The organism is Caulobacter sp. GW821-FHT10E02, assembly GCF_059415225.1.
In genome coordinates this window covers 187,659-204,946 of sequence record NZ_JBWKMV010000006.1, presented here as the reverse complement: position 1 = coordinate 204,946, position 17,288 = coordinate 187,659, and the positions used below count along the sequence as shown (strand labels likewise).

The following is a 17,288-nucleotide window of genomic DNA, read 5'->3' as shown; positions in this document are numbered from 1 at the left end:
CCGACATCACTAGAAGCGGGCCTTGAGCTCTACGCCGACCTGGCGCGGATTGCCCCAGCTGGCGAAGCGCGCCCCGTAGGTATTGGACGCACCCAGCACCGCCAGATAGTCGGTGTTGGTGGCGTTCTTGGCGTAGAGGCGGCCGGTATATTTGCCATCGACGCTGTCCCAGATCGCCGCCAGGTTCAGCACGTTGTAGGACTTCTGGCTGTCGAGGGGATTGTTGAACTCGCGAAACTGGATCCGCGTGGAGATGTAGTCGTCGACGCGGAAGGTGTACCGCCCATGGGCGGTCATGTCCGTACGGTACTCCGCGCCCAGGCTCGCGGAGAACTTCGGCGAGCGGTTCATCGGGCTTCCGTCGAGGTTCTGCGGGCCGGCGGCGGGGTACAGGGTGTCGGTGTTGACGAAGCCGGCCCCGTACTCGGCGTCCATGAAGGTGACGTTTGCGTTGAGCGACAGATGCTCGCTGGCCTGCCAGGTCGACTCGATCTCCAGCCCCTTCACCGTGGCCTTCGGCGCGTTGATCAGCGACTGGGACAGCCCCAGGAACTGCGAGACCTGGAAGTTGGTGTAGTCGTAGTAGAAGGCCGTGGGGTTCAGCACCAGCCGCCCGTCGAGCAGGCGCATGCGCAGGCCGCCTTCATAGGCGGTGATCTCTTCGGGCTTGAACGGGGCGTTGCAGCCCGAGCCGTTGAGGCCGCCGTCCTTGAAGCCCTGGGAGACGGTGAAGTAGGTGTTGACGTGGTCGTCCAGGTCGTACTGGAGCCCGACCTTGGGCGTGAAGGAGCTGTAGGTCACCTCGCCGGAATTGCTGCACGAGGTGACGGACGGCAGGATCGCCGGACCGGCGATGACGCGGTTGATGATCGACAGCTGGGTGTTGGAGACGGTGTCCTTCGAGTAGCGGGCGCCGACGATCAGGCGGAAGCGATCGGTGAAGTTGAAGGTGTCGTCGGTGAAGACGGCCTTGGATTTCACCTCATAGGGCCCCTGGGTCTGGGTCAGCCGGCCGGCCGGCGCCAGGCGCGAGCCCGGATAGCCGACCGGGAAGTCGAACTGGCTCGTGTTCCTGAGGCTGTCGTCCATGTAGAACGCCCCCACCAGCCAGAACAGCTTGCCGGCGGTCCCGCTGAGATTGAACTCCTGCTGCAGCGTCCAGGACTTCTGGAGACTGATGAAGTTCGTGAAGGCGACGTTGGTGCCGTCCGCGTCGTAGTTGTCCTTGTAGAACAGGCGCGAATAGGCCGAGATCGATTTGAAGGTCGCCGGCCCGAAGTCGTATTTGACGACCCCGTTGAAGCCGAAGATCTTCATGTCGAGGCTCGGCGCCAGGTCGGCGGTGAATTTGTGGGCCTCCAGCGGCACGACCGCCCCGGCCAGGGCCGGGGTGGCGGCGATCGCCAGGGCGTTGGGCGCCGTGGTCAGCTGCAGGTAGGAGAAGTGGCCCTTGCGATGCAGGCCAAAGGCGGTCAGCTCGACATTGAGCTTGTCGGTCAGGTCGGCGTTGATCTTGAACCGCCCGCTCAGCACCGCGCCCTTGTCGGCGTCGGGTCCGCCGGGCCGGGTGTTCTCCTCGAAACCTTCGCCTCGATTGGTGTAGTCCAGCACCAGGCGCGTGCGCACCTTGTCGCTGAGCGGGACGTTGACGACCCCGTTCAGGTGATACTCGTCATAGCTGGCGTAGCCGGCCAGGACCGAGCCCTCGAACCTGTCGGTCGGGGAGGCGGTGATGAAATTGACCGCGCCGCCGGTGGCGTTGCGCCCGTAGAGCGTGCCTTGCGGGCCCCGCAGGACCTCCACGCGCGCCAGATCGATCTGGCCCAGGCCCGAGGCGTGCAGACGGGTCAGGTAGACCCCGTCCACGTGCAGGGCCACGCCCGGCTGGCTCTGGGGATTGTACTGGTTGAGACCCACGCCGCGGATGCTGACGGCGGTGATGCCGCCGAAGGTGCCCGCGACCATGCTGGGCGTGTGAAACTGCAGCGTGGCGACGTCGTTGATGCCGGCGTGCTCGAGTTTCTCAACGCCGATGGCCGATACGGCGCCGGCGACCGATTGCAGCGATTGTTCCCGCTTCTGGGCGGTCACGACGATCTCTTCCACCTGCGCCACTCCCGTGGTCGGCGTGGCGGCCTGGGCTTGTGCGATCATCGGCGTCAGCGTCACCAGCGCGAACGCCGATACGGACAAGCAGAGGTAAGCCTTGGTACACATAGGCGTTTCACTCCCCATTATTGAAACGTCACCCAATGGCGCGTCTTTTTTTATTCAACGCAAAGTCGAGCCGCTATTTGGCGGCGTGAGTTTACGTTCGGGTGCCATTAGGTATGCCGCGTAAATTCGCTGTCAACCCCTGCATTTACGTTCGGGTGTCGATCCGTCCTCGGGTGGCGAAAATGAGCCAAGGCGATTGTTCGCGCGTGAAATTTCGCGGATCGGGCCGGTTTTGGCTTTTGACCGGCCTGGGCGGCTTGGACCGCACGAATTCGCCGACCGCCCGGTTCCGCGCCGAGGTCGAGCCCGCTGATCGGTCCGCGACAAGCGCCTAGAGCGCCCCTCGCGACGCTGGACTTGGGGCGTCGTCGTGCCCGACTTAGGACTAACCGTCAGATATTAAAGGAAAATCCTGACATTGGCGTCGAGCAGCTTTCCACGCGGGCGGGTTCGCTCGACGGTGCGGCGGGGCCAGCTCTCGGACGGGTCCGGTTGACGCTGCGGCGCCGCAAAAATTCTACGAGCGATTGACATATGACACGCGAACGTAAAATCTGCGGATCAGCGAGGCGCTCGACGGCGCCGGCTGGGCGGGCGCTTCAAGCGAATTTCAAATGAAGGCCGCGCCGGGCTGAGTATCCGTCGCGCATAGCAAAAAGATAAAGGCGCGAAGAACGCGCCAATTATCGTCTCAGGAGGAGCCTGCATCGTGGGTATGACGATTATCGAGAAGATATTGGCGAAGGCGTCGGGGCAGAAGACGGTGTCGCCCGGTGACGTTGTTGTCGCCAAGGTCGACACTTCGTTCCTAATCGACCAGTTCGACCCGGCGGTGTGGCCCGAAATCCTGAAGGTGCATAATCCCGACGAGATCGTCGTGGCCTACGATCACCAGGTGCCCGCGCCCGACCGGCGCACCGCCTACGCCCAGACGCTGGGCCGCGAGTTCGTCAAGCAGTTCGGCATCAAGCGCTTCCACGACGTGGGTCCCAAGCAGGGCATCGGCCACGTCATCGCCACCGACAACGGCTATGCGCGGCCCGGCACGGTCCTGGTCTGCGCCGACTCCCACGCCTGCGCCGGCGGCGCCTGGAACTGCGCGGCCCGGGGCATCGGCATTCCGGACATGATCTTCGCGGTGACGACCGGCAAGGTCTGGTTCCAGATCGGCCAGACCATCCGTTACGACCTGAAGGGCAAGCTGCGCTTTGGGGTCTCCGCCAAGGACGTGTTCCTGTACATCGCCGGCCACTACGGCGACCACACCGGCTTCAACGTCGAGTTCGGCGGCGAGGGCATGGGGTCGCTCGGCCTTGCCGCGCGCCGGACCATCGCGGCCATGGGCGCCGAGCTGAGCGCCGACTTCACCACCTTCGAACCCGACGACGCGCTGATCGACTTCGTTCGCTCCAAGACCGACCTGGCCTTCGAGGCGATGTGGCCCGACGCCGATGCGACCTACGCCGACCGGCGGACCATACAGCTGGAGGACATCGAGCCCCTGGTGGCCTTGCCCGACGCGGTCATCAAGAACTCCGTGCCGATCAGCCAGGTCAAGGACGTGGCGATCAACATGGCTTTCGTCGGCTCATGCGCCAACGGCTCGTTCGACGATCTGGCCGAGGCGGCGCGCGTGGTGAAGGGCCGCAAGGTCGCCGACGGCGTCCGGTTCATCGTCACCCCCGGTTCGCAGGACATCTTCCAGGCGGCGATGGCGGCCGGGCACGTGGAGACCCTGATGACGGCCGGAGCCTTGGTCACGCCCGCCACCTGCGGCGCGTGCGGCGGCGGCCACATGGGGGTCTTGGGCCCCAACGAGGTGTGCATCACCGCCTCGACGCGCAACTTCCGGGGCCGCATGGGCGACCCGTCGGCCCAGATCTACATGGGCTCGCCGGCCACGGTCGCCGCCTCGGCGATCGCCGGCAAAATCGTCCATCCCGCCGATCTCTGAAGGTTACACGACCATGACCAATCTCACCTTCGGCCGGACCTGGAAGTTCGGCGACAACATCAACACCGACCTGATGCTTCCGGCCCCGGCCGTGACCTTGCCCGCCGAGGAGCAGGTCAAGTGGATCTTCCACGCCAACCGTCCCGACTGGATCAAGGAGGTCCAGAAGGGCGACATCATCGTGGGCGGGCGCAACTACGGCATGGGTTCGGGCCGCCCGGCCGCCCGTTCGCTGCGCAACGCCGGCGTCGGCGCCCTGCTGGCCGAGTCCATGAACAGCCTCTTCTTCCGCAACGCGGTGAACTACGGGTTCCTGGCTTTGGAATGTCCCGGGGTGACGGAGATCTTCGAGGAAGGCCAGACGGCGGAAATCGACACCGACACCTGGACGGTCCGCAATCGCGAGACGGGGGCGACCCTGCCGGTCAAGCCGGTGCATCCGGAGCTGTTCGCCCTGATGACCAACGGCGGGGTGATCCCCTCTCTGGTCAAGGACGGGTCGATCCGCTTCCGGGCCGAACCGAACATTCCGCGCGGCGCGGTTCCGTCGGCCTGACGGCCGCGCAGCCGGACCCGCACCACGCTCGAAAACTCACAAGACGACCCTCCAGGGAGGCCCGATCATGCTCAAGCCAACCACTCGCAAGAGCGCCGACTACCGGCGCATGCTGACGTCCGAAGCGCCGCTCGTTCACGTGTGGGGCGGCACCGCCCACCAGGCCCAGCTGGCCGAGGCCACCGGCTTCAAGGCCTTCGGCGTCTCCGGCGCCATGACCAACACCACGATCCTGGGCTATCCCGACGCGGGTCTGATCACCGCCACCGAACTGATCACCAACGTCACCCACATCTGCCGTTCGGTCTCGATCCCCGTGATCGTCGACTGCGACACCGGGTTCGGCAACGCCATCAACGTGCGTCGCACGGTCGGCGAGGTGATCCAGGCCGGGGCCGCGGGCCTGTTCATCGAGGACCAGGTCGCGCCCAAGCGCTGCGGCTTCGTCAAGGGCAAGGAGCTTGTCTCCCTGGAAGAGGCCGTCGGCAAGTATCGCGCGGCTTTGGACATGCGCGACGAGCTCGACCCCGACGTCATCATCATGGCCCGCACCGACGCGCGCGGCGCGGTGGGCGGCAGCCTGGACGAGGCCCTGCGCCGTGGCGAGGCCTATCTGAGGGCCGGGGTGGACGTTCTTTATGTCGAGGCCCTTCAGACCCGCGAGGAGGTGCGCAAGATCCGCGAGACCTTCCCCGAGGCGCTGCTGTTCGCCACCACCCACGCCATCCGCCCCATGCTCACCCCCGAGGAGGAGCGGGAGTTCGGCTTCTGCATGGAAGGTCTGGCCATCGGTTCGGTGGGCACGATCGCCATGTACGATTTCCTCAAGGACTATCAGGCGCGCGGCGCGGCGGCGCAGATCGAGCACTACATGGGCTCGATGAAGCATCCGCTCGGCGGGCTGGGGATCTTCGACCTGACCGGCTTTCCCAAGGTCATGGAACTGGAGCAGAAGTACCTCGAGCCGGAGAAACTCGAGCGCTACGACGCTTCCCTGGGCACCTACGACCCGCGCAAGGGCCACCTGGCCGGAGAGGGCGCGGCCTGAAGCGGCGGCCAGGCGCGCTGGTTCCGCCGGCCGCCTGGCCGCCCCAGCCGGGGCGAGGATTGTCGTAAATGCCAAGGTTGGCTCCTGAGCCCACGCCGGAAACCCAGCACTTCTGGGACGGGACCGCGCGCGGCGAACTGCTGCTGCAGCGAAACAAGGACACCGGCGAGAGCTATTTCCCGCCGCGGCCGTTCTGCCCGCGCACGGGCTCGCGCGATGTCGAGGTGTTCCGGGCCAGCGGCCGCGCCCGCCTCTATTCCTACGTGATCAACATGCGTCCGCGCCCCGACATGGGCGGCGAGCCCTACGCCATCGCCGTGGTGCAGCTGGAGGAGGGCCCCAGGATGATGACCAATATCGTCAACTGCCCGGCCACGCCGCAGGCCCTGGTCCTGGACATGCCCCTGGAGGTGGTCTTCGAACAGATCAGCGACACCATCTGGTTGCCGCTCTTCCAGCCGGCCGCGATCCGGGACGCCGCGCCATGAGCCGCCCCGCCGTCGCCGTGGTGGGCGCCGCCGAAACCACCAAGATGGGCAAGATCCCCGACGTCTCGGTGCTGGGGCTGCACGCCGACGCGGCCCTCAACGCCATGGCCGACGCGGGCCTGGGGCCGGCCGACATCGACGGTCTGGCGACCGCCGGCGTCAGCGCCGTGGAGCTGGCCCATTATCTGGGCGTGACCCCCAGCTATGTCGACGGGACAGACCTTGGCGGCTGCTCGTTCATGCTGCACGTTCGCCATGCGACGGCGGCGATCGCCGCGGGCCTGTGCAAGACGGTGCTGATCACCCACGGGGAGTCCGGCCGCTCGCGCGTGGGCGCCAGCCGCGCGCCGACCTCGCCCGCCAGCCAGATGGGTCAGTTCGAGATCCCCTTCGGGGTGACCACGGCCCCGACCAAGTTCACCCTTCCGGCCCTGCGCTACATGCAGGCGCGCGGCTACACCGAACAGGACCTGGCCAGGGTGGCCGTGATTCAGCGCCAGTGGGCGGCGCGCAATCCGCGCGCCAGCTTCCGCGATCCCCTGACCATCGAGGACGTGCTGGACTCGCCGATGATCGCCTGGCCATTTCGCCAGCTGATGTGCTGCCTGGTCACCGACGGCGGCGGCGCCCTGATCCTGACCGCCGCGGACCGCGCCAAGGATTTTCCGACGGCGCCGGTCTATGTCCTGGGAACGGGCGAGGCGGTGGAGACCCCGATGGTCAGCCAGATGGAGGATTTCACCACCTCCAAGGCCTTTCGCCGCTCGGGGCAGGCCGCGTTCGCCCAGGCCCGCATCACCCCCGCCCAGGTCGATCATCTGATGATCTACGACGCCTTCGCCCACCTGCCGCTGTTTGGGCTGGAGGACCTGGGCTTTTGTCGGCCCGGCGAGGCGGCGGGGTTTGTTCAGGATGGCCGCACCGCGATCGGGGGATCCCTGCCGATGAACACCAACGGCGGAGGCCTCTCCTACATGCACTCGGGGATGTACGGCATGTACGCCCTGCAGGAGAGCATGCGGCAGCTGCGCGGGACCGCGCCGGCCCAGGTCGACGGGGCCAGCATCAGCCTTTGCCACGGCGCCGGCGGCATGTTCGCCGCGGCCGGAACCGTCATCCTGTCGAACCAGGGCTGAACCATGGACCTCGCACGCCCCGCTCGCAGCAACCCTCCGCCCTCTGGAGATTGACCATGGATCGCGCGGACACCTCTCTCGATTTCCTCGAGGCCTTTCGCCTGGTGGCGCGCGACTGGCTCGCGCTGCATTTTCCGCCCTCGCTCCGCGGCCAGAGCGAGCTGGTGTCCACGACCGTGACGCCGCCGCCGCCCCCGCCGGACCTGGTGGCGTGGAAGACGGCGATGTCGGCCAAGGGGTGGGGGGCGCCCACCTGGCCCAGCGAATATGGCGGCGGGGGCCTGGACGATCAGAGAGCCAAGATCCTGGCCGAGGAGATGGCCGCGATCGGCGCCTGGAATCCGATCGTGGGCATGGGCGTGACGATGTTTGGGCCGACCCTGCTGGAATACGGCACCGAGGCTCAGAAGCAGCGTCACATCCCGCCGATCGCGCGCGGCGAGCTGCGCTGGTGTCAAGGCTATTCGGAGCCCGGCGCGGGCTCGGACCTGGCGGCCCTCTCGATGCGGGCGGAGGATCGCGGCGACCATTTCCTGGTCAACGGCCAGAAGACCTGGACGAGCGGCGGTCAGTGGTCGGACTGGTGTTTCGCCCTGGTGCGCACCGATCCCCGCCACAAGCAGGAAGGCATCTCCTTCCTGATGATCGACATGAAGAGCCCGGGGGTCAGCGTCAGGCCGATCGGCCTGATCTCGGGCAGCTCGCCGTTCTGCGAGACCTTCTTCGACAATGTCGAGGTGCCCAAGGACAACCTGCTGGGACCGCTCAACGGCGGCTGGACGATCGGCAAGCGGCTGTTGCAGCACGAGCGCACCGGCATCGCCGGCGGCGCGCCGCGCCTGGGCGCTGATCGACGCAGCCTCGTCGCCGAAGCGATCGCCCACATCGGCCTGGACCCCGACGGGCGCCTGGCCGACCCGGACCTGCGCGGCCGACTGCTGCAGTACGAGCTGGAGCGGCGGGCTTTCGCCGCCACCGCCGGACGGATCGCCGCCGAGGTGAAGGCCGGGGCGGCCTCGCCGGCCCTGACCTCCATCCTCAAGAATGTCGGCGCGCGCCTGACCCAGGACCGCACCGAGCTGCTGGTGGAGATGATGGGCCAGCAAGGCCTGGGCTGGGACGGCGAGGGGTTCGCGGCCGACGAGCTGGAGGCCACGCGCGCCTGGCTGTTTTGCAAGGCCGTCTCGATCTACGGCGGCACGACCGAGGTGCAGAACAACGTTGTGGCCAAGCGCGTGCTTGGCATGCTCGACCACCAATAGCGCGGCCGGCCCGCGAACAGGGATCAATCCATGGCGGTTCTGAGCGAAGAACAATCGATGCTGCGGGACATGGCCCGCCAGTGGGTGCGCGACGAGCAGCCCGTCGCCGCCTTCCGCAAGCTGCGTGAGCAGGCCTCGGTCGGTCATGACCGCCAGGCCTACGCGGCCATGGCCCAGATGGGCTGGACCGGGGTTATCGCGCCCGAAACCTACGGCGGCTCGGGCCTGGGCTATCTGAGCCTGGGTCTTGTCCTGGAGGAGGCCGGACGCAATCTGGTGGCCACGCCGCTGGCGGCCTGCGCCCTGGACGCGGCCAGCGCCCTGATGCTGGGCGGGACCCACGACCAACTGGCGCAGTGGCTGCCCAGCCTCGTCGCCGGCGAGGCCGTCGCCACCCTGGCCCTGGACGAAGGGCCGCGCCACGACCCGACCAAGGTCGAGACGCGGGCCGAACGAACCGCCAAGGGCTGGAGCCTGTCGGGCCGCAAGCTGTTCGTGCCCGAGGGCCTGGGCGCCGATCTGCTGATCGTCTCGGCCCGCACCCCCGTCGGGGTGGCCCTGTTCCTGGTTCCGGCCGGGTCGGACGGGGTGTCGCGCCGGGCGCGCCATCTCGTCGACGAGCGCGACCACGCCGAGATCGTGTTCGCCGGCGTCAGCCTGCCGGCCGAGGCGCTGCTGGGGCCCGAGGACGGCGCGGCCCTGATCGACAAGATCCTGGATCGGGCGCGGGCCGGCGTCGCCGCCGAGATGCTGGGCCTGGCCGAGCAGGCCTTCGAGACCACCCTGGACTATCTGAAGGTCCGGGTTCAGTTCGGCCAGGTGCTCTCCACCTTCCAGGCCCTGCAGCACCGCTGCGCCCAACTGTTCACGCGGATCGAGCTGGCCCGCTCGACGGTGGAGGCGGCGCTGGCGGGCATCGACGCTGGACAGCCCGATGTCCCCGAACTGGCGGCCATGGCCAAGATCATGGCCGCGGACGTGGCCAATCTGGCCGCCCGCGAGATGATCCAGCTGCACGGCGGGATCGGCATGACCGACGAGCACGACGCCGGCTTCTATCTCAAGCGCGCGCGGGTGCTGGACAACCAGTGGGGCAACAGCGCCTTCCATCGCGAGCGGTTCGCGCGGCTTTGCGGGTTTTGAGCGCGCCGGGGACGCCTGGGGCGCCACGGGCGCCGAAGGCCGGGGCCAGCGCGGCTTTAACAAGAGGGGCTCATGCCGCCGATCCCTCCTCCGTCTAGGGCCGAGCCCTCCGGCGCCTTCCGCGCGCTCAGGCATCACAACTATCGGCTCTGGGCCGGCGGCACGCTGGTCTCGAACCTGGGCACCTGGGTGCAGCGCACCGCCCAGGATTGGCTGGTGCTGACCGTGCTCACCCACAAGAGCGCCTCGGCCCTGGGCGTCGTCATCGCCCTGCAGTTCGCGCCGCAAGTCCTTCTTCTGCCCTGGACCGGCTCGGCCGCCGATCACCTGGATCAACGCAAACTCCTGATCGCGACCCAGGTGGCCATGGGCCTTCTGGCGCTGGCGCTGGGCGCCCTGACCATCAGCGGCGTGGTCCGCCTCTGGCACGTCTACGTCTTCGCCTTCGCGTTCGGTTGCGCGGCCGCGTTCGATGCGCCGGTTCGCCAGGTCTTCGTCTCCCAGCTGGTCGGCGAGGAGGATCTGCACAACGCCGTCATGCTCAACGCCACCTCTTCGACCCTGGCCAACCTGGTCGGTCCGGCGGTCGCGGGCCTGTTGATCGCCGCGGTCGGGACCGGCTGGTCGTTCATCGCCAACGGCCTGTCCTTCGTGGCGGTGCTGGGGTCGCTGTTCCTGTTTCGCGCCGCCGAGCTTCGTGCGGTCGTGCGCGCCCCGCATCGGCGCGGCAGTTTCCTGGCCGGCCTGCGCTATGTCGCGGGGCGAGGCGACCTGATCGCCATCCTGGTGATGCTGTCGCTGATCGGGACCTTCGGGCTCAACTTCCCGATCTTCATCTCGACCATGGCGGTGCGCGTCTTTCACGCCGACGCCAGCGGCTTTGGCGTTCTGTCGTCGGTCATGGCGGTGGGCACATTGGGCGCCTCGCTGCTCAGCGCCCGGCGCGGCAAGCCGACTCTCACAACCTTGCTCTGGAGCGCCGGCGTGCTCGGCGTCGGCTTCAGCCTGGCGAGCCTGGCGCCCAGCTACTGGACCTTCGCCGCGGCGCTGGTGGTGATCGGCGTGGCCTGCCTGGTCTTCATCAATGGCACGAACGCCCTGATGCAGCTTTCCACCGAGCCGGCGATGCGCGGCCGGGTCATGGCCCTGCGCGTGGGGGTGGCCTTGGGCGGCATGCCGATCGGCGCGCCCGTCGTCGGCTGGGTCGCCGATCACTGGGGCGCGCGCTGGGCCCTGGGGGTCGGCGCCGCCTCGGCTTTCGCCGCCGCGACCGTCGCCGCCTGGGTCCTGTTGCGCGGCGGCGCCGTCAAGCGGCGCGGCGCCGACGCCGTCTAGCCAGGCGGCTAGAGCGGCTCATAGGGGAAGACGGTGGCGCTGGCCCCAAGGTCGGTGAACTTCGACTTCATGGCCGGCAGGCCCTGGGCCAGCAGGGTCTCGGCCGACCAGCCCTCGGTTCGGGCGATCGAGGCGATGGGTCGCGGTTGGCTGAACAGCACCACCTCGTTGCCGCGCACGGCGAAGATCTGGCCGTTGACCTCCTTGGCGGCGCCCGACGCCAGGGCGACCGCCAGGGGCGCGACCTGTTCGGCGCGCATGCCCTGCTTGATCCGCTCGACCCGCTGAGCCGATTTCTCGTCGGTGATGGGGATGCTGGCGATCATCCGGGTGAAGGCGAAGGGGGCGATGACGTTGGAGCGCACGCCCTTGGAGGCGCTCTCCATGGCCAGGACCCGCGAGAGCCCCGCGACCCCGAGCTTGGCGGCCGCGTAGTTGGTCTGGCCGATATTGCCGATCAGGCCCGAGGTGGAGGTGAAATGCACGAACGAACCGCGGCCCTGGTCGCGGAAGTGACCGATCGCGGCCCGGGAGATGTTGAACGCCCCGCGCAGATGGACGGCGATCACCGCGTCCCAGTCGGCCTCGCTCATCTTGTGGAACATGCCGTCGCGCAGGATGCCGGCCGGATTGATGACGGCGTCCAGTCCCCCGAAGGTGTCCATGGCCTGGGCGATCATGCCCTCCACCGCGGTCAGGCGGCTGACATCGTCCGAATTGGCGACGGCCTCGCCGCCGGCCGCCCGGATCTCCGCGGCCGTGGCCTCCGCGCCGCTGGCCGACCCGGCGTCCTCGCCACGAAGGGAGCCGCCGATGTCGTTGACGACCACCTTGGCGCCCTCACGGGCCGCCAGCAGGGCGCATTCGCGGCCGATGCCGCCGGCCGCGCCGGTGACGATGACGACCTGTCCGTCCAGTACACCCATGGTCTTCTCCTGATCTTTTGTTGCTGTGCGCGCCGCCCTAGGCGCTGGCGAAGCGGCCGCGATGGAAGTCGGCGTTGCCGTAGACGGTGTCGAAGCTCATCAGCCGCTTGGCGTAGCGCCCCACGGCGACCTCGTCGCACATGCCCATCGCCCCGTGCAGTTGGATGGCCTGGTTGGCCACGAAGCGGGCCAGCTGGCCGATCCGGGCCTTGGCCGCGGAAACGGCGCGGACGCGCTCGCGGGGCGGAGCGTCCAGCTTCAGCGTCGCCAGCAGCATGAGGGACCGGGCGTCCTCGCAAGCGGCGTAAAGGTCGGCGGCGCGATGCTGCAGGACCTGGAAGCCCGCCAGGGGCTTTCCGAACTGTTGGCGGCCGCGCAGATAGTCCACCGTCATCTCGAACAGCGCGTCCATGGCCCCCACGGCCTCGGCGCAGAGGGCGGCGATGATCCGGTCCGTGATGGTCTCCAGCAGGGCCGCGCCGAGCGCGGGTCCCGCCACCATGGCGCTCAACGGAACGCAGACCTCGTGCAGGACCAGGTCGGCCGCCTCGCCGCCGTCCAGCGTGCGGAAGGTTTCGAGGGTGAGGTTGGGGGTGTCGCGCGGCGTCAGGAAGAGGGCCGTCCCGCCTTGGGTCCTGGCCGAGACCAGGAAATAGGCCGCCTGGCTGGGGCTCTCCACGAAGGTCTTGGCGCCGTCGAGAACCCAGCCGCCGACCGCGCGGGTGGCGCGCGTCTCGATCCGGTCGAGGCGAAAGCGGCCCTGGTGCTCGAAGCAGGCCAGGGCGACGCGGTTGGCGCCCAGCATCGCGTCCGCCAGCAGCGGCCGCGTCGCCTCGCAGGCGCCCAGGACCGCCGGCGTCACCACCCCGGGGCCGACGAACGGCGCGGCCAGAAGGCCCCGGCCCAGGCCCTCCATCACCACCATCAGGTCCACGGCCGTGCCGCCCAGGCCCCCCTGGTCCTCGGGCGCGGCGATGGCCAGCCAGCCAAGATCGGCCATGGCCGACACCAGGCCGGCTTCGTCGCTGGGCGCGGCCGCGCCCGCCTGTTTGCGGACGAACTGGCCGACGCTGGCCTGCAGGAGACGTTGTTCTTCAGAGAGAGAGAAATCCATGCCCGACCTCAGAGGCTCAAGAGCCGGGAGGCGATGATCCCCCGTTGGATCTCGGCGCTGCCGCCGAAGATCGTGACCGCCCGGTTGTAGAGATGGTTCTTCATGACGTGCGGCGCGCCCGGCGGCAGCTGAGCGCCGCGCTCGGCCTTGACCAGCAGGCCGTCCAGGCCCTGGGCCTCGGCCGCCATCTCGGCGGTGCGCTGCAGAAGCTCGGCCGAGCGAAGTTTCAGCAGCGAAGCGCGCGCCCCCGGCTCCACGCCTTGGGTCATGTCGGACAGGACCCGCAGGGTGGTGATCTCCAGGGCGATCACCTCGATTTCCAGCTGGGCCAGCTTGTCGCAGAAGCGGGCGTCCTCGGTGAGCGGCGCCCCGTCGCCGGCCGGCAGGCCCGCGGCGAAGGCCCGCAGACGCTCGACCCCGCGCTTGAGCCGCCGCTGCATGGCGCCCACGCCGCGCTCGCGATCGAGGAGGAACTTGCCGTAGGACCAGCCGTCGCCTTCCTGGCCCACGATATTGGCGTGCGGCACCCGCACATTGTCGAAGAACACCTCGTTGACGTGGTGGGCCATGTCGATGGTCTCGATCGGCCGGATCGTGACGCCCGGCGCGTTGGCCGGGATCAGCATTAGGGAGATGCCCAGCTGCTTCTTGGGGCCCGGGGTCGTGCGCACCAGCACAAACAGCATATCGGCCCAGTGGGCGTAGGTGGTCCAGATCTTGTGGCCGTTGACGATCCAGTCCTCGCCGTCGCGCACCGCCGAGGTGGCCAGGCTCGCCAGGTCCGAGCCGGCCCCGCGTTCGGAATAGCCCTGGCTCCACCAGGTCTCGCCGCTGAGGATGCCGGGCAGGTGCTCGGCCTTCTGGGCGTCGCTGCCGAAGGTGTAGATCACCGGGCCGATCAGGCTGAGGCCGTAATGGGCCTGTTGCGGCGCGTCGGCGGCGGCCATCTCTTCTTCGAAGATGTAGCGCTGGGTCAGGCTCCAGCCCGTCCCGCCGTATTCCCTGGGCCAGGACGGCGCGCCCCAACCCCGGTCGAACATGCGCCTTTGCCACCAGACGAACTCGTCCTTGGTGAGCTTTTCGTTGCGGCGAACCTTGTCGCGCAGGGCCTGGGGCGTGTCTTGCGCGAAGGCGCGGACCTCATCGCGGAAGGCCAGGTCCTCGGGGGAGAAATCCAGTTCCATGCAGCTACTCCGCGGCGATCTGGCGGGGCACGATCAGGGCGTCCAGAGCCAGGGCGCCCTGGCCGCTGGCGCGCACGACGACCGGATTGACGTCGATCTCATCGACGGCGCCGGCATGGGCGACGGCGAAGCGCGACAGGTTGACGATGATGTCGACGAGGGCGGGAAGGTCGGCCTTGGGCCGCCCGCGGGCCCCATCGAGAAGCGGGAAGGCCTTGAGGGAGCGCACCATGGCCAGGGCCTGGACCGCGTCGACCGGCGCGGGCCGCAGGGCGGTGTCTCGGAACACCTCGGCGAACACGCCGCCCAGCCCGCACATCACCATCGGCCCAAAGACCGGGTCGCGGGTGACGCCGACGATCATCTCGGCCACGCCCGCGATCATCGGCGCGACCAGGACGCCCTGGATCCGGGCCTGAGGCGCGGCCAGCCCGGTCGAATCCATGATGCGATTATAGGCGGCGGCGACCTCGCCGGGCGTCTTCAGGCCCAGCGCCACGCCCCCGACCTCGGTCTTGTGGGCGATGTCGGGCGAGACGATCTTGAGCACGACCGGGTAGCCCAGGGTGTCGGCGGCCGCGACGGCGGCCCGGGCGTCGGTGACGACCTCCTCGCGCGGACTGGCGATGCCCGCCTGCTTGAGGACCCGCTTGGCGCCGGTCTCCGTGACGATGTCGGACAGATCAAGCGGTTGGGGCGCGGCGCGTTCCGCCGGCCCTTCGCGCGCGGCGTTCGGCTCGGCGCCAAGGCGGGCCAAGGCGGCCATGACCCGGCAGATGTTGTCCACCCCGTCGATGGCGGGAACGCCGAGCCCGGCGAGGGTCTCGACGAAGTCGGCCGGACCGTGGGTGCAGACCATCAGGGGCCGGTCGGGATAGCGGGCGCGAACCTTGGTGAAGGTCTCCTCGAAGACGGCGCGCAGCCGCGGCACATAGGGCGTCGTGGTCAGGACGACGGTGAGCATGTCGCAGAAGTCGTCCTCGAGCAGGGCGGCCAAGGCCGCTTCGAAGATCTCCGGCTTGCTCGAGGCCTCGGCGGTGGCGTCGATCGGGTTCTTGGGCGAGGCGAACGGCACAAGATCGGTGATGGCCTTCTGGGCCTTGTCCGAGGGATGAGGCAGCTGCAGGCCGGCGCGATGGGCGGCGTCGGCCATCAGCACGCCAAACCCGCCCGAGGCGGTGAAGAGCGCCGCGCGGGGTCCCTGGGGCAGGCGCCCGAGCAGCAGGGCGGCGGCCTGGCCGATCTCGAGCAGTTCCTCCACGCTGGCGGCGCGCACCGCGCCGCAGCTTGCGAAGACCGCATCGAAGACCGCGTCGGCTCCAGCCAGGGCTCCGGTGTGCGACGCGGCGGCGGCCAGGCCCGCCTCGGTCGCGCCGGCCTTGAGCACCACCACGGGCTTGCCGGCGGCGCGGGCGGCGTCCAGCGCCGCGACCAGGCCCGGTCCGTCGCGACAGGCCTCCAGACACGCCAGGATCACCTTGGTGGCCGGATCGCGGGCCATCCAGGCGATGGCGTCGGAGACGTCGACGTCGCACTCGTTGCCGGTGCTCATCCAGCGGCTGACGCCGATCTTGCGCTCGCGCGCCAGCATCAGGACATAGGCGCCGACATTGCCCGATTGGGAGACGATGCCGATGCCGCCCGAAGTCGGCGCGCCGTCGTTGAGGGCGCTGGAGAAGGTGGCGTAGACGCCGTCGGCGACATTCATCACCCCCAGGCAGTTGGGGCCCAGGACGCGGCAGCCGGCTTGCCGGGCGATCCGGGTGATCTCGGCCTGCATCGCCTGGCCGGCCTCGCCGACCTCCGCGAAATTGGACGAGAAGACGATGATCGACTTGACGCCCTTGTCGGCGCAGGCCTGGACGGCGGCGACCGCGTGCTCGGCGGGCAGGGCCACCAGCGCAAGGTCGGGAATCTCCGGCACGGCGTCGATCGAGGCGTAGGCGGGCAGGCCCTGAATGGTTTGCGCGGCCGGGTTGACCGGATAGAGCGCGCCGCCGAAGCCAAACCGCAGCAGGGTGGCCAAGGGACGCCCGCCGATCTTCAGCGGGTTCTGGGAGGCCCCGAGGATCGCGATCGATCGAGGGGAAAGCAGGGCGTCGAGCCCGTCGCCGCGGATCATGTCTATCGTCCCTTGAACACGGGCGGGCGCTTTTCGAGGAAGGCGCGGCGCGCCTCCTGGGCGTCCTCGGTGCGCGACAGGTCCACGGTCATGCTCTGTTCGAACCGATAGGCGTCGCGCGGCGGGAGCAGCTCGACGAGGTTGCAGGCATGCTTGGCGGTGCGAATGCCCAGCGGCGGTTTGGCGGCGATCTGAGCGGCCAGGGCCATGGCTTCCGGCAAAAGCTCATCGAGCGGCACGGGCCGCTCGATGACGCCCAGTTCGCGCAGGTCGGCCGCGGTCACCTTCTCGCCGGTGAACATCAGCCGGCGGGCGGTCGAGCGGCCCAGCACCTGGGTCAGGGTCGTGGCGCCGCCGGCCAGGCCGACATTGATCTCCGGCATGGCGAAGGTCGCGCTTTCGGCCGCCATCAGGATGTCGCAGGCGACCATCAGGCCAAAGCCCGCGCCCAGGGCCGGGCCGTTGACGGCCGCAATCACCGGCTTCTGGCACTCGCGGATGGCGTTGGTCGTCTCGCGGACCAGGCGGTTGAACCGCCAGTAGCTGCCCTTGTCGTCGAGGCTGGGCCGATCCTTCAGGTCGGCGCCCGCGCAGAAGACCTTGCCCGCGCCGGTGAGCACGATGGCGCGGACCTCCTCGGTGTCGTTGAAGGCGTCGAAGAGGCCGATCAACTGGTCGCGCAGGGCCTCGTTCAGAGCGTTGACGGGCGGGCGGCTCAGGGTGACGAGGGCCACGCCGTTCTCGGTCAGGACCTCGACCAGGGTGTCGGTCATGGGCGGGTCTCCAGTCGGGCGAGGATCATC

The 17,288-nt window shown here is 68.8% G+C and carries 14 protein-coding genes; 8 read left to right on the top strand and 6 right to left on the bottom strand.

The window, feature by feature from the left end:
- Window positions 1-9: 9 nt before the first annotated feature.
- Window positions 10-2,193, bottom strand: coding sequence for a TonB-dependent receptor (locus AC07NI_RS25620; protein WP_494624429.1), 2,184 nt, complete (start codon window positions 2,191-2,193; stop codon window positions 10-12).
- A gap of 739 nt (window positions 2,194-2,932) precedes the next feature.
- Between AC07NI_RS25620 and AC07NI_RS25615 the strand changes: the two genes are divergently transcribed.
- The 8 genes from AC07NI_RS25615 (at window position 2,933) to AC07NI_RS25580 (ending at window position 11,139) form a co-directional block, all read left to right on the top strand.
- A complete protein-coding gene (locus AC07NI_RS25615; protein WP_494624585.1) occupies window positions 2,933-4,171 on the top strand; it encodes a 3-isopropylmalate dehydratase large subunit in 1,239 nt (412 codons plus the stop codon).
- 13 nt (window positions 4,172-4,184) lie between these two features.
- On the top strand, window positions 4,185-4,727 hold the full coding sequence (locus AC07NI_RS25610; protein ID WP_494624427.1) for a LeuD/DmdB family oxidoreductase small subunit: 543 nt from the start codon (window positions 4,185-4,187) through the stop codon (window positions 4,725-4,727).
- 67 nt (window positions 4,728-4,794) lie between these two features.
- The gene (locus tag AC07NI_RS25605; RefSeq protein WP_494624425.1) at window positions 4,795-5,775 is read left to right on the top strand and encodes an isocitrate lyase/PEP mutase family protein; all 981 of its coding nucleotides are present in this window, start codon (window positions 4,795-4,797) and stop codon (window positions 5,773-5,775) included.
- 68 nt (window positions 5,776-5,843) lie between these two features.
- Window positions 5,844-6,263, top strand: a complete 420-nt coding sequence (locus AC07NI_RS25600) for a Zn-ribbon domain-containing OB-fold protein (RefSeq protein WP_494624423.1) — start codon at window positions 5,844-5,846, stop codon at window positions 6,261-6,263.
- A complete protein-coding gene (locus AC07NI_RS25595) occupies window positions 6,260-7,399 on the top strand; it encodes a thiolase C-terminal domain-containing protein (RefSeq protein WP_494624421.1) in 1,140 nt (379 codons plus the stop codon). Before AC07NI_RS25600 ends, AC07NI_RS25595 begins: the two co-directional genes overlap by 4 nt.
- Before the next feature lie 56 nt (window positions 7,400-7,455).
- Window positions 7,456-8,661 (top strand): acyl-CoA dehydrogenase family protein, encoded by a 1,206-nt coding sequence (locus tag AC07NI_RS25590; RefSeq protein ID WP_494624419.1) that lies wholly within the window; start codon window positions 7,456-7,458, stop codon window positions 8,659-8,661.
- A gap of 30 nt (window positions 8,662-8,691) precedes the next feature.
- Window positions 8,692-9,804 (top strand): acyl-CoA dehydrogenase family protein, encoded by a 1,113-nt coding sequence (locus AC07NI_RS25585; protein ID WP_494624417.1) that lies wholly within the window; start codon window positions 8,692-8,694, stop codon window positions 9,802-9,804.
- A gap of 72 nt (window positions 9,805-9,876) precedes the next feature.
- On the top strand, window positions 9,877-11,139 hold the full coding sequence (locus tag AC07NI_RS25580) for an MFS transporter (RefSeq protein ID WP_494624415.1): 1,263 nt from the start codon (window positions 9,877-9,879) through the stop codon (window positions 11,137-11,139).
- Between the two features lie 8 nt (window positions 11,140-11,147).
- Here AC07NI_RS25580 and AC07NI_RS25575 read toward each other — a convergent pair whose 3' ends face one another.
- The 5 genes from AC07NI_RS25575 to AC07NI_RS25555 are packed head-to-tail and all read right to left on the bottom strand — an operon-like array spanning window position 11,148 to window position 17,258.
- Window positions 11,148-12,065, bottom strand: coding sequence for an SDR family NAD(P)-dependent oxidoreductase (locus AC07NI_RS25575; RefSeq protein ID WP_494624413.1), 918 nt, complete (start codon window positions 12,063-12,065; stop codon window positions 11,148-11,150).
- 37 nt (window positions 12,066-12,102) lie between these two features.
- Entirely contained in the window at window positions 12,103-13,179 is a 1,077-nt protein-coding gene (locus AC07NI_RS25570; protein WP_494624411.1) for an acyl-CoA dehydrogenase family protein, read from the bottom strand.
- An 8-nt stretch (window positions 13,180-13,187) separates the two neighbouring features.
- Window positions 13,188-14,363 (bottom strand): acyl-CoA dehydrogenase family protein, encoded by a 1,176-nt coding sequence (locus AC07NI_RS25565; RefSeq protein ID WP_494624409.1) that lies wholly within the window; start codon window positions 14,361-14,363, stop codon window positions 13,188-13,190.
- Window positions 14,364-14,367: 4 nt separating this feature from the next.
- Window positions 14,368-16,485 (bottom strand): acetate--CoA ligase family protein, encoded by a 2,118-nt coding sequence (locus tag AC07NI_RS25560; RefSeq protein WP_494624407.1) that lies wholly within the window; start codon window positions 16,483-16,485, stop codon window positions 14,368-14,370.
- A 2-nt stretch (window positions 16,486-16,487) separates the two neighbouring features.
- Window positions 16,488-17,258, bottom strand: coding sequence for an enoyl-CoA hydratase/isomerase family protein (locus tag AC07NI_RS25555; RefSeq protein ID WP_494624405.1), 771 nt, complete (start codon window positions 17,256-17,258; stop codon window positions 16,488-16,490).
- Between the last annotated feature and the right edge of the window lie 30 nt (window positions 17,259-17,288).

Bases quoted from the DNA above. Each gene is read 5' to 3' on its own strand.
- AC07NI_RS25615 (WP_494624585.1), top strand. From the start codon at position 2,933: ATGACGATTATCGAGAAGATATTGGCGAAGGCGTCGGGGCAGAAGACG.
- AC07NI_RS25610 (WP_494624427.1), top strand. From the start codon at position 4,185: ATGACCAATCTCACCTTCGGCCGGACCTGGAAGTTCGGCGACAACATC.
- AC07NI_RS25605 (WP_494624425.1), top strand. From the start codon at position 4,795: ATGCTCAAGCCAACCACTCGCAAGAGCGCCGACTACCGGCGCATGCTG.
- AC07NI_RS25600 (WP_494624423.1), top strand. From the start codon at position 5,844: ATGCCAAGGTTGGCTCCTGAGCCCACGCCGGAAACCCAGCACTTCTGG.
- AC07NI_RS25595 (WP_494624421.1), top strand. From the start codon at position 6,260: ATGAGCCGCCCCGCCGTCGCCGTGGTGGGCGCCGCCGAAACCACCAAG.
- AC07NI_RS25590 (WP_494624419.1), top strand. From the start codon at position 7,456: ATGGATCGCGCGGACACCTCTCTCGATTTCCTCGAGGCCTTTCGCCTG.
- AC07NI_RS25585 (WP_494624417.1), top strand. From the start codon at position 8,692: ATGGCGGTTCTGAGCGAAGAACAATCGATGCTGCGGGACATGGCCCGC.
- AC07NI_RS25580 (WP_494624415.1), top strand. From the start codon at position 9,877: ATGCCGCCGATCCCTCCTCCGTCTAGGGCCGAGCCCTCCGGCGCCTTC.
- AC07NI_RS25575 (WP_494624413.1), bottom strand. From the start codon at position 12,065: ATGGGTGTACTGGACGGACAGGTCGTCATCGTCACCGGCGCGGCCGGC.
- AC07NI_RS25570 (WP_494624411.1), bottom strand. From the start codon at position 13,179: ATGGATTTCTCTCTCTCTGAAGAACAACGTCTCCTGCAGGCCAGCGTC.
- AC07NI_RS25565 (WP_494624409.1), bottom strand. From the start codon at position 14,363: ATGGAACTGGATTTCTCCCCCGAGGACCTGGCCTTCCGCGATGAGGTC.
- AC07NI_RS25560 (WP_494624407.1), bottom strand. From the start codon at position 16,485: ATGATCCGCGGCGACGGGCTCGACGCCCTGCTTTCCCCTCGATCGATC.
- AC07NI_RS25555 (WP_494624405.1), bottom strand. From the start codon at position 17,258: ATGACCGACACCCTGGTCGAGGTCCTGACCGAGAACGGCGTGGCCCTC.